We start from the raw sequence: 12070 nt of genomic DNA on the forward strand, positions 1-12070 counted from the left end.
TTGAATTGGTCGAGGGTCGCCCCGGATTGTGCGGGGCGGCCCTCGACGCATGTCGTGGCCAGGCCAAAGTAGGCTGAAGAGTCCACCGAACCACATCAAGAACAGTGACGGACGTGATGAGCGCGGAAGAGGACGGCCGCGGCGACGACAGCCGCGAGCGGCGGGGCGACAACGGGCGGCGGAACACGCCGGCCCGGCGTGGGGGCGGTTCCCGCGGCGGCCAGGGAGGGCCCGGGGCCCGCAAGGGCGGTGGTCCTCGCGGCGGGGCGTTCCGCGCCGGTGGCCCGCAGGGCGGGCGCGGCCGTCCTGGCGGCGGGCAGGAGCGGGACGCGCGCGGTAAGCGCGATGACCGCAAGCCCGGCCGCCCTTTCAAGCGTTCCGAGGAGGGGCGTCCCGAATCCCGTGAGGGCCGCTCGGACAGTCGCTTCGGCGGCCAGCGCGGCGGTGAGCGCAGAGACACCCGGTTCTCGGGCCAGCGCGGCGAGCGCAAGGAAGGCCGGTTCTCCGGTCAGGGCGGCGAGCGTCGGGACAGCCGACCCTCTGGTCAGGGCGGTGAGCGCCGGGACAGTCGATTCTCGGGCCAGCGCGATGAGCGTCGGGACAGTCGGTTCTCCGGGCAGCGCGGTGAGCGCAAGGAGGGCCGGTTCTCGGGCCAAGGCGGCGAGCGTCGGGACAGCCGTTTCTCCGGCCAGCGCGATGAGCGTCGGGACGGTCGGCCCTCTGGCCAGGGTGGCGAGCGTCGGGACAGCCGTTTCTCCGCGCAGCGTGGCGAGCGCAAGGAAGGCCGGTTCTCCGGTCAGGGCGGTGAGCGTCGCGACAGCCGGTTCTCGGGCCAGCGCGAGGAGCGTCGGGACAGCGGCTTCTCCGGGCAGCGCGGTGAGCGCAGGGACAATCGTTTCTCTGGGCAGCGCGGCGAGCGGCGGGAAGGGCGGCCCTTCGAGAGCCGCGGGCCCCGCGCGGGCCAGGGCGGCGGGCCGCGCCGTGAAGGGCGTCCCGGCGGGTTCCAGGGCCGCGGCGGTCAGGGCGAGCGGCGCACTGAGGGGCGTCCTCAGGACCGTCCGTTCCGGGGCCGCCGTGATGACCGCGACGACCGCCGTACGGGCGGGCAGCGGTTCGAAGGCCGACGCGAAGGGCGTCCCGGAGACCGTGAGAAGCCGTTCAAGGGCCGCGGCGGGCCGCGGCGCCCCCAGGACGGCGGGCGCTCCTACGGACCGCCTCGCGATCGCGGGGAACGGCCCGCACGGTACGAGGAGCGTGAGCGGCCGGCGCCCAAGCACGACGATCCGCTGCTGCCCGAGGACGTCACCGGCGACGAGCTGGACGTCGAGGCGCGCGAGGAGCTGCGCACCCTGCCGAAGGAGCTGGCGACGAAGGTCGCCCGGCACTTGGTGATGGCGGGCCGCCTCGCCGAGGACGAGCCGGAGCAGTCCTACCGGCACGCCAAGGCGGCGCGGCGGCTCGCGTCCCGCGTCGGGATCGTCCGGGAGGCCGCCGGGATCGCGGCGTACCACGCGGGAGAGTGGGCGGAGGCGCTCGCCGAGCTGCGGGCCGCGCGGCGGCTGGGCGCCGGCGACCACTCCTACCTGCCACTGATGGCCGACTGCGAGCGCGGTCTCGGGCGGCCCGAGCGCGCCCTCGACCTGATCAAGTCGCCGGAGGCGGAGAAGCTCGACCCGATGGGGCGCGTCGAACTGCGCATCGTGGAGTCGGGCGTGCGGCGCGACATGGGCCAGACCGACGCGGCCGTGGTCACCCTGCAGATCCCCGAACTGCGCGACCGGCGGCTCCGCCCGTGGTCGGTGCGGCTGTTCTACGCCTACGCGGACGCGCTCGTCGAGGCGGGACGCGAAAGCGAGGCGTCCGACTGGTTCGCGCGGGCCGCCGCTGCCGACCGGGACGGGGACACCGACGCCGCCGAACGGTACGCCGAACTCGAAGGCCTCCACATCCTCGACACCGAGGAGGAGGACACCGACGACGTCCATATGGAGGAGACCCACGACGTTGCGGTGGAGGACACTCACGACCTCCAGGCCGAGGAGAGCGACGAAGTTCAGGCGGATGAGGCCGACGGCGCCCAGGCAGGGGAGGCCGACGGCGTCCAGGCAGGGGAGATCGACGGTGTTCAGGCCGAGGATGCCGTAGAGGCGGGGGAGACCGAGCCTGTCGACGTGCCCGAGGCCGAACACGGTGACGCGGAGGAGCCGCGGGAGCCGGGCGAGGCGTCGGCCACGGACATCGAGTTCCGGCCCGCCGAGCCCGAGGTGCGGGAGACGACGGACGAGAGCGCCCCGCAGGCCCCGATGCTGTTCCTGGAGCCGAGGCAGGCCGACGAGGAGCGGCCAGCGCCGGAGGAATGACGGCCGGTACTTGACTGGCGGGTAGGTTTCCCGGATATTCACGGGACCGCGCCGTTCGGGGGGCCGTCGGACGCGTCCGGCGGTGATCGACTCTTTGGAGTTGCCATGCCCCTGGACCGACGCACGTTCCTGCGCGCCACCGCCGTCGCGGGCGGGACGACCGCCTTCTCGGGCGCGCTGTGGCAGCGGGCCTTCGCCTCGGGCCCGGCCCAGCCCGGTCCGAGCCCCTACGGCCCGCTGCGGCCCGCGGACGGCAACGGGGTGCAGTTGCCGGAGGGGTTCACCAGCCGGGTCGTGGCGCGCTCGCTCCAGCGCGTCGAGGGGACGAGGTACACGTGGCATCCCGCCCCGGACGGGGGCGCTTGCTTCCGCGACGGCGACGGCGACGGCTGGATCTATGTCAGCAACTCTGAGGTGCCCGTCGTCGGCGGCGTGTCGGCCCTGCGGTTCGACGCGTCCGGGAAGGTCGCCTCGGCGTACCGGATCCTGAACGGCACGACGCTGAACTGCTCCGGCGGGGCGACCCCGTGGGGCACGTGGCTGTCGTGCGAGGAGCACGACCTCGGCCTCGTCCACGAGACGGACCCGCGCGGCCAGAAGGGGGCGGTCGCCCGCCCGGCGCTGGGCCGGTTCAAGCACGAGGCGGCGGCCTCCGACCCCGAGCGGAAGGTCGTCTACCTCACCGAGGACCAGCCGGACGGCTGCTTCTACAGGTTCCGGCCCCGGACGTGGGGCGACCTGTCGTCCGGCACGCTCGAAGTGCTGGTCGGCTCCGGGACGGGGCCCGTCCAGTGGGCGAAGGTGCCGAACCCCGAGGTCTGGCTCACACCGACCCGGGACCAGGTGGACGGCGCCATGCGCTTCGACGGCGGCGAGGGCTGCTACTACACGCACGGCGTCTGCTACTTCACCACCAAGGGCGACAACCGCGTGTGGGCGTACGACGCGGCGGGCGGGCGGCTGGACATCGCCTATGACGACGACCTCGTCACCACAGGCGAGGCCCCGCTGCACGGCGTCGACGCCGTGACCGCGACGGCGTCCGGTGACCTCTACGTCGCCGAGGACGGCGACAACATGGAGATCAACCTCATCACGACCGGCGGGATCGTGACTCCGTTCCTGCGCGTCGTCGGCCACGACGAGTCGGAGATCACCGGGACCGCGTTCAGCCCGGACGGGTCGCGCCTGTACTTCTCCTCCCAGCGCGGCAAGAGCGGGTTCATCGCCGGGACGGACGGCTGCACCTTCGAGGTGACCGGCCCCTTCCGCCGCTGACGGGCCCCGGCGTGCCGGGTGCCGTCACGCGTGCCTGCTCAGGGCGTGCATGATCCCGGCGACGTTGCTCTCGGTGCTGTTCAGGACCTCGTACTTGGCGGCCAGCTCCGGATCGACGCCGTCCTTGGTGATCGCGTAGCGGTCCCTGGTGCGGTCGACGACCATGGCGACGGCGTGGTCCAGGTCGAGGCCCCGGTCGTGGGCGTCCTGGACGGCGTCCACCCAGATGCGCAGTTCCTCCGCGGAGCGCTCCAGCGTGTCCTGGACCTCCTGCACGGGCCCGTAGTGCGCGAACAGCAGGCGCTGCGGGCCCAGGGACCGGAACTTGCCGAGCGACTCCAGCGCCGTGTCGAGGTCGAAGTCCGGGGGAGGCGTGGCGGGCCGCACGTCGGCCGTCTCCGGGATGTAGATGCCCGCGGCGTCGCCCACGTAGAGGTCGCCGGTCTGCGAGTCCATCAGCCCGACGTGGTGCTTGGCGTGGCCGGGGGAGTAGTGCGACTCCAGCCGCCGCCCGCCGCCGAGGTCGATCACGCCGGTGTCCTCGACGGCCCGGATGCGGGCCGCGTCCGTCGGCTTCAGCTCGCCGAAGAGGGTGTCGAGGCTGTCCCCGTAGACCATGCGGGCGCTGCGCATGAGGCGGGACGGGTCCGCCAGGTGCCGCGCGCCCTTCTCGTGGACGACGATCTCCGCCCGCGGGTACATCCCGGCGATGTCGCCGACGCCGCCCGCGTGGTCGAGGTGGATGTGCGTCACGACCACGCTCGCCAGGTCGCCGGGTCCGACGCCCAGTTCCCGCAGCGCGGCCTGCACGACGGGCGCCGAGCCGGACGTTCCCGGCTCCACCAGGCATGGCCGGTCGGAGAGGATCAGATATCCGGCGGTGATGCCGGAGTACCCGGCCATCCGCGTGTCGATCTCGTAGACGTCTCCGCCGAGCGGCGTGATGGTGGTCGTGGTGTCCATTCCCCGATCATGGCCTCCGCGGGGCGTCGGGGTCGAGCAGCCGCAGGACGAGGCCCGTGCGGGGCTTGGGGCCGAACGAGGTCGACTTGCGCGGCACGCGTTCGCCCCCGCCCGCGATGGCCAGCACGTCCTCCACCCGGAGCGGGTTGAGGATCACGGCCGTTCCGCCGCTGCGCCGGGCGCGGGCGACGGCCGCGGACGGGTCGTCGTGCACCACCTCGACGGTGTTCTCGTTCTCCGGGACGCCCCATACGCCGCCGATCAGGAGGTGGTCGAGGACGGCGGTGTCGAGTGCGGACCAGCGCGCCGAGTGCCCGGACGGCATGGCGTCGCGCAGGGCGTCCGGGTCCGGGCCCGTGAGCAGGTGGAGGGAGTCGCCGCCGCCGAGGAGGAACGCGGGACCCTCCGCGCGGGCGAGGGCGCCCAGGGCCGCCTCCTCGTCCGGGAAGGCGGACACGCGGAAGACCTGGCGCGCCTTGTCCAGCGCGACGTCCGGACGGAGGCCGGGGAGCACGCGGTGGATGGCGCCGAGGTGCGGCGGGTAGCGCGTCGAGTCGACCAGAAGGGCGAGGCCCGCGTCCCAGGGGCCGGGGCCGTCGCCGGCCGCGTGGCGGCGCGCCTGGAGGGCGCGGTAGGTGGCGTAGCGGTGGTGCCCGTCGGCGATGAGGGCCTGCTTGCCGCGGAGGTCGGCGTCCACCCGCGCGTGCAGGGCGGGGTCGGTGACGCGCCACAGCCGGTGGGTCAGCCCGTCGTCGGCGTCGAACTCCATCAGCGGCGTCCCGGCCGCGGCGTCGTCGACGACGCCGGCCGCGTCGCCGCCGCCCTCGTACACCAGGAAGATCGGCTCCAGGTTGGCGTTCGCCGCCGCCATCAGCGCGAGCCGGTCGCGGACCGGGCCGGGGAAGACGTTCTCGTGCGGCAGCACGACGCCGTCGGACTCCGCGCGCAGGCCGAGGCCGCCGATCAGGCCGCGCTGCAGGACCGCCGCGCCGCGGGCGGCCTCGTAGACGTACAGGGCCGGCTCGGGGTCGACGGTCAGCGCGCCGCGCTCCAGCCAGCGGCGCAGCCGCCGGCCGGCCTCGGCGTAGGTCTCCCCGGCGGCGCGCGGGAGGTTGAGCCGGATGATGTTGTGGCCGCCCTCCGCCAGCAGCCGCAGCGCCGCCGCCTCGTCGATCAGGTCGTACGGCGGCATGGTCACCGAGGCCAGGTCGCCGGCCACCTCGGGGACGAAGCGGACGCCGCGGAACGGCGCCAACTCCAGGCCGCCGCCCGTGCGCGGAGCCGCCGTCCCGAAGATCCGTGCGCTGAACTCCTCGGGGTCCAGGCCGGAGGAGAGGTCGTCGTCCACGCTGGGCATGCTATTCAGCGGAGGGCGTCCGGAGGCGCGGCGGGTACGGTCGTAGTGATCGATGTCCGAGGGGAGGTCCACATGAGTACTCAAGGACCCGGACGGCCGGAGGATTCCCCAGGCGACGACCCGGACGAGCACGCGGCCCCGCCGCAGGGCGGCGTCTACGAGTGGTACACGCGGGGCCTGGAGCTGCTGCGGGCGGGCAGCGCCGCGGCGGCGCTCCAGCTGCTGACCAGGGCCGCCGAGGCCGAACCGCAGTCGCACAGCATCCGGGAGGCGCTCGCCCGCGCCCAGTTCGGGGCACGGCAGTTCGACGCGGCCGCCGAGAGCTTCCGCGGGATCGTGGAGGAGGAGCCCGCCGAGGACTACGCGCGGTTCGGGCTCGGGCTTTCGCTCAGCCGGATGGGCGACTTCGAGGCCGCCGTCGAGCATCTCGCGCTCGCCGCGGCCATGCGGCCCGAGAACAAGGACTACGCGCGGGCCTTGCAGCACGCCAGAGCCACCCTCGCCGCCCGGCGCTGACCCGCCCCTTACCCGTTGGTAACAACCCCCGTACGATCCCAGGCATGAGGAGCCCGATGAAAGGCAGCGAACGCCCCCTGAGCGAGGCGTACGACGTCGCCCTGCTCGACCTCGACGGGGTCGTGTACGTCGGCCGCAGGCCCGTCCCGGCGGCGGCGGAGTCGCTCGCCAAGGCCCGCGCGGCCGGGCAGCGCCTGGCGTTCGTGACCAACAACGCGTCGCGGACGCCGTCGGCGGTCGCCGCGCTGCTAACCGAGGTCGGCGTCCCCGCGGAGGCGGAGGACGTGGTGACCTCGGCCCAGGCCGCCGCCCGGCTGCTGGCCGAGCGCCTGCCCGCCGGGTCGGAGGTGCTGGTGGTGGGCGGCATGGGCCTGCGCCACGCCCTCTACCAGCAGGGCCTCCGCCCGGTGTCGACGGCGTCGCGGCGCCCCGCCGCCGTCGTCCAGGGCTACCACCCCGACCTCGGCTACGGGCTGCTGTCCGAAGGCGCGCAGGCGGTCAGCATGGGCGCCCTGTTCGTCGGGTCCAACGGCGACCTGACCATCCCCGGCGGCGAGGGGCCGCCGCACCCCGGGAACGGAGCCCTCCTCCGCGTGATCAGCTCCGCCACCGGCGTGGAGCCGGTCGTCACCGGCAAGCCCGAGCGGCCGCTGCACCAGGAGTCGATCCTGCGCACCGGCGCCGAGCGCCCGCTGGTGGTCGGCGACCGCCTCGACACCGACATCGAGGGCGCCTTCAACGGCGGCGCCGACAGCCTGCTCGTCTTCACCGGCGTCACCGGCCGTCTGCAGGCGCTCACCGCCCCGCCCCACCGGCGCCCCACCTATCTCGCGCCCGACCTCTCCGGCCTGCTCGTGCCGCATCCCGAGACCGTCCGGGAGGGCGGCGCCCACCGCTGCGGCGGCTGGACGGCGCAGCGCGACGGCGGAACGTTCGCGCTCAGCGGATCCGGCGATCCCTACGACGGCCTCCGCGCCCTCGCCTCCGCCGCCTGGGAGAGCGAGGAGCCGCCGCCGGCAGAGGCGTTCACCGAGGCCCTGGAGACCCTTTCGCTCTGAAGGCCTGGGCCCTGCGGGAAGGCCGCGGTCAGAGGAGCTTGCGCAGGCGGAGGAGGTCGAAGATGCTCGCCTCGATCTTCAGGCGGCCGGCGGTCCACGCCTTGGCCGGGTTCAGCTCGTCGAACGCCATCGCGACGAGGTCGTCGCTCTCCACGGTGAGGCGCACCTGCGCGGCCCTGGGGTCGTCGTCGTGCTCGAACGGGTCGAGGCCGCCCCCGTGGAGCCGGGTCCGGTAGGCCAGCCCGAGGTCCGCGACACGGCAGCTGATCGTCCGCTCGACGACGTGCTCGGCGAGCCGGTCGGCGTCGACCTCCCCCAGGCGCGCCGCGATACGCTCCAGCGCCGCACGGCACTCCTCCTCGTTCGCCATGGTCAGGCCGTTCCCCGTTCGTCCGGCATCGATGTCGTTCAGGGACGGTAGCGTTCATGGTGAGCCGGAGGCGACTCGTCGCGTGCGCTCCGGGAGCACTGGGAGGTAAACGTGATGTCCGACGAGGCCGCGGAGGAGCCGGAGTTCCCGGCCGTGCCGCCGCCCGACCCGACCGGCGACCCGCGCGTGGACGCGGCCGTCGCCCTCCTCGGCGAGCTCGGCGGGCGGCCCGTCCCCGCGCACGTGGAGGTCTTCGAGGACGTCCACCAGCGGCTCCAGGAGCTCCTCGCGGCCGCCGGCCAGGACGAGCGGCCCGCGCCGCCCCGGCCCGCCTTCCCCGACGCCCTGCGCCCCCGTGAGTAGCCGGCGCCGCCTGGACGCCGAACTGGTGCGCCGCGGGCTGGCCCGCTCGCGCGAGCAGGCCGGGCAGCTGATCGCCGACGGGCGGGTCCGCGTCGGCGGGCAGACCGCGGCGAAGGCGGCCACGCAGGTCGAGACCGGGTCCGCGATCGTCGTGGCCGACGCCGGCGGCGGCCCCGAGTACGTGTCGCGCGGCGGCCACAAGCTCGCCGGCGCGCTGGAGGCGTTCCAGGGCCTGGAGGCCAAGGGCCGCGTCTGCCTGGACGCGGGCGCCTCGACCGGCGGGTTCACCGACGTCCTGCTCCGCGCCGGCGCCGCGCACGTGTACGCGGTCGACGTCGGGTACGGGCAGATCGCCTGGTCGCTGCGCACCGACGACCGGGTCACCGTCATGGAGAGGGTCAACATCCGCGACCTGGAGCCCCGGATGCTCGGCGGCGCGCCGCCGAGTCTCGTCGTCGGCGACCTGTCGTTCATCTCGTTGAAGCTCGTCCTCGGGCCGGTCCAGCGGTGCGCGGCCCCCGAGGCCGACTACGCGGTCATGGTGAAGCCGCAGTTCGAGGTCGGCAAGGACCGCGTCGGCGCGGGCGGCGTCGTCCGCGACCCGGAGTTGCGCGCCGACGCCGTGCGCGGCGTGGCCGGGCACGCGGCGACCCTCGGCCTCGGCGTCCTCGGGGTGGCGGCGAGCCCGCTTCCGGGGCCGTCCGGCAACGTGGAGTACTTCCTGTGGCTGCGCGCGGGAGCCCCTCCGCTGGACGAGGACGCCCTGGCGAAGGCCATCGCGGAGGGCCCGCAGTGAGCGGCGGCGCCGCGCCGCGCGTACAGAGGGCGTCCGAACCGGGAACCCCCCGCGCGGGGGCGTTCGTCCAGACGTCTGTACGCCGGAGAGCGTCGGGGAGTGGGGCGAGAGCATGAGCACAAGGTCGGTGCTGGTCGTGACGCACACCGGGCGGCCCGAGGCGGTCCGCAGCGCCCAACTGGTCATCGAGCGGCTCAGCGAGGCCGGGATCTGCGTCCGGGTCCTGGACGGCGAGGCCGACGACATCGGCTGCACGGGCGTCGAGGTCATGCCCAGCAACGCGGCGGCCGCCGACGAGGCCGAGGTCGTCATGGTCCTCGGCGGCGACGGGACGCTGCTGCGCGCCGCCGACCTGACCCGCAGCTCCGGCACCCCGCTCCTCGGCGTGAACCTCGGCCATGTCGGGTTCCTCGCCGAGGCCGAGCGCGACGACCTCGCCGCCACCGTCGACCGGGTCGTGACCCGCCGCTACGACGTCGAGGAGCGCATGACCGTCGACGTCACCGCCCGCCGCAACGGCACCGTCCTCGGCACGACGTGGGCGCTGAACGAGGCCAGCATCGAGAAGGCCGAGCGGGAGCGGATGCTGGAGGTCGTCGCCGAGATCGACGGCCGGCCCCTGTCCAACTGGGGCTGCGACGGTGTGGTGTGCGCCACCCCGACCGGCTCCACCGCCTACGCGTTCTCCGCCGGCGGCCCGGTCGTGTGGCCGGAGGTGGAGGCGATGCTCGTCGTGCCGATCAGCGCGCACTCGCTGTTCGCGCGCCCGCTGGTGGTCTCGCCGCGCTCGTCGGTCGCGGTGGAGGTGCTGCCCGACACGCCCCGCGCGGTGCTGTGGTGCGACGGGCGGCGCACGCTCGACCTGCCGCCGGGCGCGCGGGTCGAGGTCCGCCGCGGCGCCGAGCCGGTCCGGCTCGCGCGGCTGCACCTCACCCCGTTCACCGACCGGCTGGTCACCAAGTTCGGGCTGCCCGTGACGGGCTGGCGCGGCCGGGTCCGCCAGCCGTCCCGGCCGTCCCCGCCGCTCGGCGACTCGCAGGTCGGGGACGCCCCGGCGGCCGGGGGCATCGCCGGCTACCCGGGGCCCGGCTTCCCGCCCGAGGGGGCGTCTCCGGGGCCGGACGGGGAGGCGGCGGACGGGCAGAGGAGATAATCTCCACAGGCGCTGATCGGGGATCTGGTTGCGGAGGGTTGTGACGCTGGTGCGTCCGATGGTCGATGAGGTGCGGATCCAGGGCCTCGGGGTGATCGACGAGGCCGTGCTCGATCTGTCGCCGGGCTTCAACGTGGTGACGGGGGAGACCGGGGCGGGCAAGACCATGGTGGTCACCAGCCTCGGGCTGATGTTCGGCGGCCGCGCCGACCCGCAGCGGGTCAGGCCCGGCGCGGGACGCGCCACGGTCGAGGGCCGCATCGTCGTCGACCCGGGCGGCCGCGTGGTCGAGCGGGTCGAGGACGCCGGCGGCGAACTCGACGACGGCGCGCTGATCGTCACGCGCTCGGTGTCGGCGGAGGGCCGGTCCCGCGCGTTCCTCGGCGGCCGGTCCGTCCCCGTCAGCGTGCTGATCACCCTGGCGGACGACCTGGTCGCCGTGCACGGGCAGTCCGACCAGCAGCGGCTGCTGCAGTCGTCGCGGCAGCGCGGCGCGCTCGACCGGTACGCGGGCGGCTCGCTGACCAAGCCGATGCGCGCCTACACCAAGACCTACCAGCGGCACCGCCAGGTCAGCGCGCTGCTGGAGGAGCTGACCACGCGGGCGCGCGAGCGGGCCCAGGAGGCGGACGTGCTCCGCTTCGGCCTGGAGGAGATCGAGAAGGTCGACCCCAAGGACGGCGAGGACACCGACCTCGCCGCCGAGGAGGAGCGCCTCGGGCACGCCGACGCGCTGCGCGGCGCGGCCGACACCGCGCACGAGGCCCTGCTCGGCGACCCTGCCGCCGCGTTCGAGGCCGCGAACGTGACCGGCCTGCTCGGCCAGGCCCGCAACGCGCTGGACGCCGTCCGCGACCACGACCCGGAGCTCGCGGCCCTCGCCGACCGGCTCGCCGAGGCCGGCTACCTGGTCTCCGACGTCGGCACCGACCTGGCGTCCTACGCCGAGTCCGTGGACGCCGACCCGGCGCGGCTCGCGGCCGTCCAGGAGCGGCGCGCCGAGCTGACCGCGCTCACCCGCAAGTACGGCGGGACGGAGGGGACGGTCACCGAGGTCCTGGAGTGGGCGCGCCGGTCCGCGGCCCGGCTCGCCGAGCTGGAGGGCGACGACGACCGCATCGACGAGCTGCGGTCCGAGCACGCCGAGCTGACCGAGCGCCTCGCCGCCGAGGCCGCGGAGCTGACCGCGGTCCGGACCCGGGCCGCCGAGCGGTTCTCCGAGGCCGTCACCGAGGAGCTGACCGCGCTGGCGATGCCGCACGCCCGCGTCGTCGTCACCGTCACCCCGACCGGCGACCACGGCCCCCACGGCGTCGACGAGGTCGAGGTGCGGCTCGCCCCGCACCCGGGGTCGCCGCCGCTGCCGCTGCACAAGGGCGCCTCGGGCGGCGAGCTGTCCCGCGTGATGCTGGCGATCGAGGTCGTGTTCGCGGGCGCCGACCCCGTTCCGACGTTCGTGTTCGACGAGGTCGACGCGGGCGTCGGCGGCAAGGCCGCGGTGGAGATCGGGCGGCGGCTGGCGCGGCTGGCCCGCAACGCCCAGGTGATCGTCGTCACGCACCTGCCGCAGGTCGCCGCGTTCGCCGACCAGCACCTGCTGGTGGAGAAGTCCGACGACGGCACCGTCACCAGCAGCGGCGTCACCGCCCTGGACAGGGAGGGCCGCGTCCGGGAGCTCTCGCGCATGCTGGCCGGCCTGGAGGACTCCGAGCTCGGCCGCGCGCACGCCGAGGAGCTGCTCGCCATGGCCGCCGAGGAACGGTAGCGGCGGCCCCGGGATCCCACGTCAGACCGCACGTCAGACCCACATCGGACCCTGTCGGCGCCGCCGCGGGCCGCCGCGGGCCGCCGCCCGC

11 protein-coding genes and 1 pseudogene are annotated in these 12070 nt (G+C 74.9%); 8 read left to right on the plus strand and 4 right to left on the minus strand.

Going from position 1 to position 12070, the window contains the following annotated elements; genetic code table 11:
- Nucleotides 1-95: 95 nt before the first annotated feature.
- Nucleotides 96-1385 carry a hypothetical protein gene (locus tag K4S16_RS44975; RefSeq protein ID WP_200841826.1) on the minus strand — a complete coding sequence of 430 codons (1290 nt, stop codon included), beginning with the start codon at nt 1383-1385 and terminating at the stop codon, nt 96-98.
- 6 nt (nt 1386-1391) lie between these two features.
- Here K4S16_RS44975 and K4S16_RS07210 point away from each other — a divergent pair, with 6 nt between their 5' ends.
- Both K4S16_RS07210 and K4S16_RS07215 read left to right on the plus strand, forming a co-directional pair.
- Nucleotides 1392-2360 carry a hypothetical protein gene (locus K4S16_RS07210; RefSeq protein WP_235036717.1) on the plus strand — a complete coding sequence of 323 codons (969 nt, stop codon included), beginning with the start codon at nt 1392-1394 and terminating at the stop codon, nt 2358-2360.
- A gap of 105 nt (nt 2361-2465) precedes the next feature.
- Nucleotides 2466-3638 (plus strand): alkaline phosphatase PhoX, encoded by a 1173-nt coding sequence (locus tag K4S16_RS07215; protein ID WP_235036638.1) that lies wholly within the window; start codon nt 2466-2468, stop codon nt 3636-3638.
- Between the two features lie 24 nt (nt 3639-3662).
- Here K4S16_RS07215 and K4S16_RS07220 read toward each other — a convergent pair whose 3' ends face one another.
- Both K4S16_RS07220 and K4S16_RS07225 read right to left on the minus strand, forming a co-directional pair.
- Nucleotides 3663-4601 carry an MBL fold metallo-hydrolase gene (locus K4S16_RS07220; RefSeq protein WP_149258092.1) on the minus strand — a complete coding sequence of 313 codons (939 nt, stop codon included), beginning with the start codon at nt 4599-4601 and terminating at the stop codon, nt 3663-3665.
- A gap of 7 nt (nt 4602-4608) precedes the next feature.
- Nucleotides 4609-5958: a DUF1015 family protein gene (locus K4S16_RS07225; RefSeq protein WP_149258093.1), complete on the minus strand. Its 1350-nt coding sequence runs from the start codon at nt 5956-5958 to the stop codon at nt 4609-4611.
- A gap of 72 nt (nt 5959-6030) precedes the next feature.
- Between K4S16_RS07225 and K4S16_RS07230 the strand changes: the two genes are divergently transcribed.
- The gene (locus K4S16_RS07230) at nt 6031-6474 is read left to right on the plus strand and encodes a tetratricopeptide repeat protein (protein ID WP_149258094.1); all 444 of its coding nucleotides are present in this window, start codon (nt 6031-6033) and stop codon (nt 6472-6474) included.
- A gap of 56 nt (nt 6475-6530) precedes the next feature.
- Entirely contained in the window at nt 6531-7532 is a 1002-nt protein-coding gene (locus K4S16_RS07235) for an HAD-IIA family hydrolase (RefSeq protein ID WP_149258791.1), read from the plus strand.
- Between the two features lie 28 nt (nt 7533-7560).
- Here K4S16_RS07235 and K4S16_RS07240 read toward each other — a convergent pair whose 3' ends face one another.
- Nucleotides 7561-7902, minus strand: a complete 342-nt coding sequence (locus K4S16_RS07240) for an SCP2 sterol-binding domain-containing protein (protein WP_149258095.1) — start codon at nt 7900-7902, stop codon at nt 7561-7563.
- Nucleotides 7903-8016: 114 nt separating this feature from the next.
- Here K4S16_RS07240 and K4S16_RS07245 point away from each other — a divergent pair, with 114 nt between their 5' ends.
- From K4S16_RS07245 to recN, 4 genes and pseudogenes are all read left to right on the plus strand, one after another.
- Nucleotides 8017-8265 carry a hypothetical protein gene (locus tag K4S16_RS07245; protein ID WP_149258096.1) on the plus strand — a complete coding sequence of 83 codons (249 nt, stop codon included), beginning with the start codon at nt 8017-8019 and terminating at the stop codon, nt 8263-8265.
- Nucleotides 8258-9061, plus strand: a complete 804-nt coding sequence (locus tag K4S16_RS07250; RefSeq protein ID WP_149258097.1) for a TlyA family RNA methyltransferase — start codon at nt 8258-8260, stop codon at nt 9059-9061. Before K4S16_RS07245 ends, K4S16_RS07250 begins: the two co-directional genes overlap by 8 nt.
- Before the next feature lie 112 nt (nt 9062-9173).
- Nucleotides 9174-10061: pseudogene (locus tag K4S16_RS07255) on the plus strand (NAD kinase); the annotation flags it as partial.
- Nucleotides 10062-10272: 211 nt separating this feature from the next.
- Nucleotides 10273-11979 carry a DNA repair protein RecN gene (gene recN / locus K4S16_RS07260; RefSeq protein ID WP_149258099.1) on the plus strand — a complete coding sequence of 569 codons (1707 nt, stop codon included), beginning with the start codon at nt 10273-10275 and terminating at the stop codon, nt 11977-11979.
- Nucleotides 11980-12070: the final 91 nt, after the last annotated feature.

It is taken from the genome of Actinomadura sp. K4S16 (genome assembly GCF_008327685.1).
GTDB lineage: Bacteria > Actinomycetota > Actinomycetes > Streptosporangiales > Streptosporangiaceae > Spirillospora.

What these genes read in the sequence shown, in the direction of transcription:
- recN (WP_149258099.1), top strand. Translation starts at nt 10,273, where the DNA reads ATGGTCGATGAGGTGCGGATCCAGGGCCTCGGGGTGATCGACGAGGCC.
- K4S16_RS07225 (WP_149258093.1), bottom strand. Translation starts at nt 5,958, where the DNA reads ATGCCCAGCGTGGACGACGACCTCTCCTCCGGCCTGGACCCCGAGGAG.
- K4S16_RS07210 (WP_235036717.1), top strand. Translation starts at nt 1,392, where the DNA reads ATGGCGGGCCGCCTCGCCGAGGACGAGCCGGAGCAGTCCTACCGGCAC.
- K4S16_RS07235 (WP_149258791.1), top strand. Translation starts at nt 6,531, where the DNA reads ATGAAAGGCAGCGAACGCCCCCTGAGCGAGGCGTACGACGTCGCCCTG.
- K4S16_RS07215 (WP_235036638.1), top strand. Translation starts at nt 2,466, where the DNA reads ATGCCCCTGGACCGACGCACGTTCCTGCGCGCCACCGCCGTCGCGGGC.
- K4S16_RS07240 (WP_149258095.1), bottom strand. Translation starts at nt 7,902, where the DNA reads ATGGCGAACGAGGAGGAGTGCCGTGCGGCGCTGGAGCGTATCGCGGCG.
- K4S16_RS07245 (WP_149258096.1), top strand. Translation starts at nt 8,017, where the DNA reads ATGTCCGACGAGGCCGCGGAGGAGCCGGAGTTCCCGGCCGTGCCGCCG.
- K4S16_RS07230 (WP_149258094.1), top strand. Translation starts at nt 6,031, where the DNA reads ATGAGTACTCAAGGACCCGGACGGCCGGAGGATTCCCCAGGCGACGAC.
- K4S16_RS07220 (WP_149258092.1), bottom strand. Translation starts at nt 4,601, where the DNA reads ATGGACACCACGACCACCATCACGCCGCTCGGCGGAGACGTCTACGAG.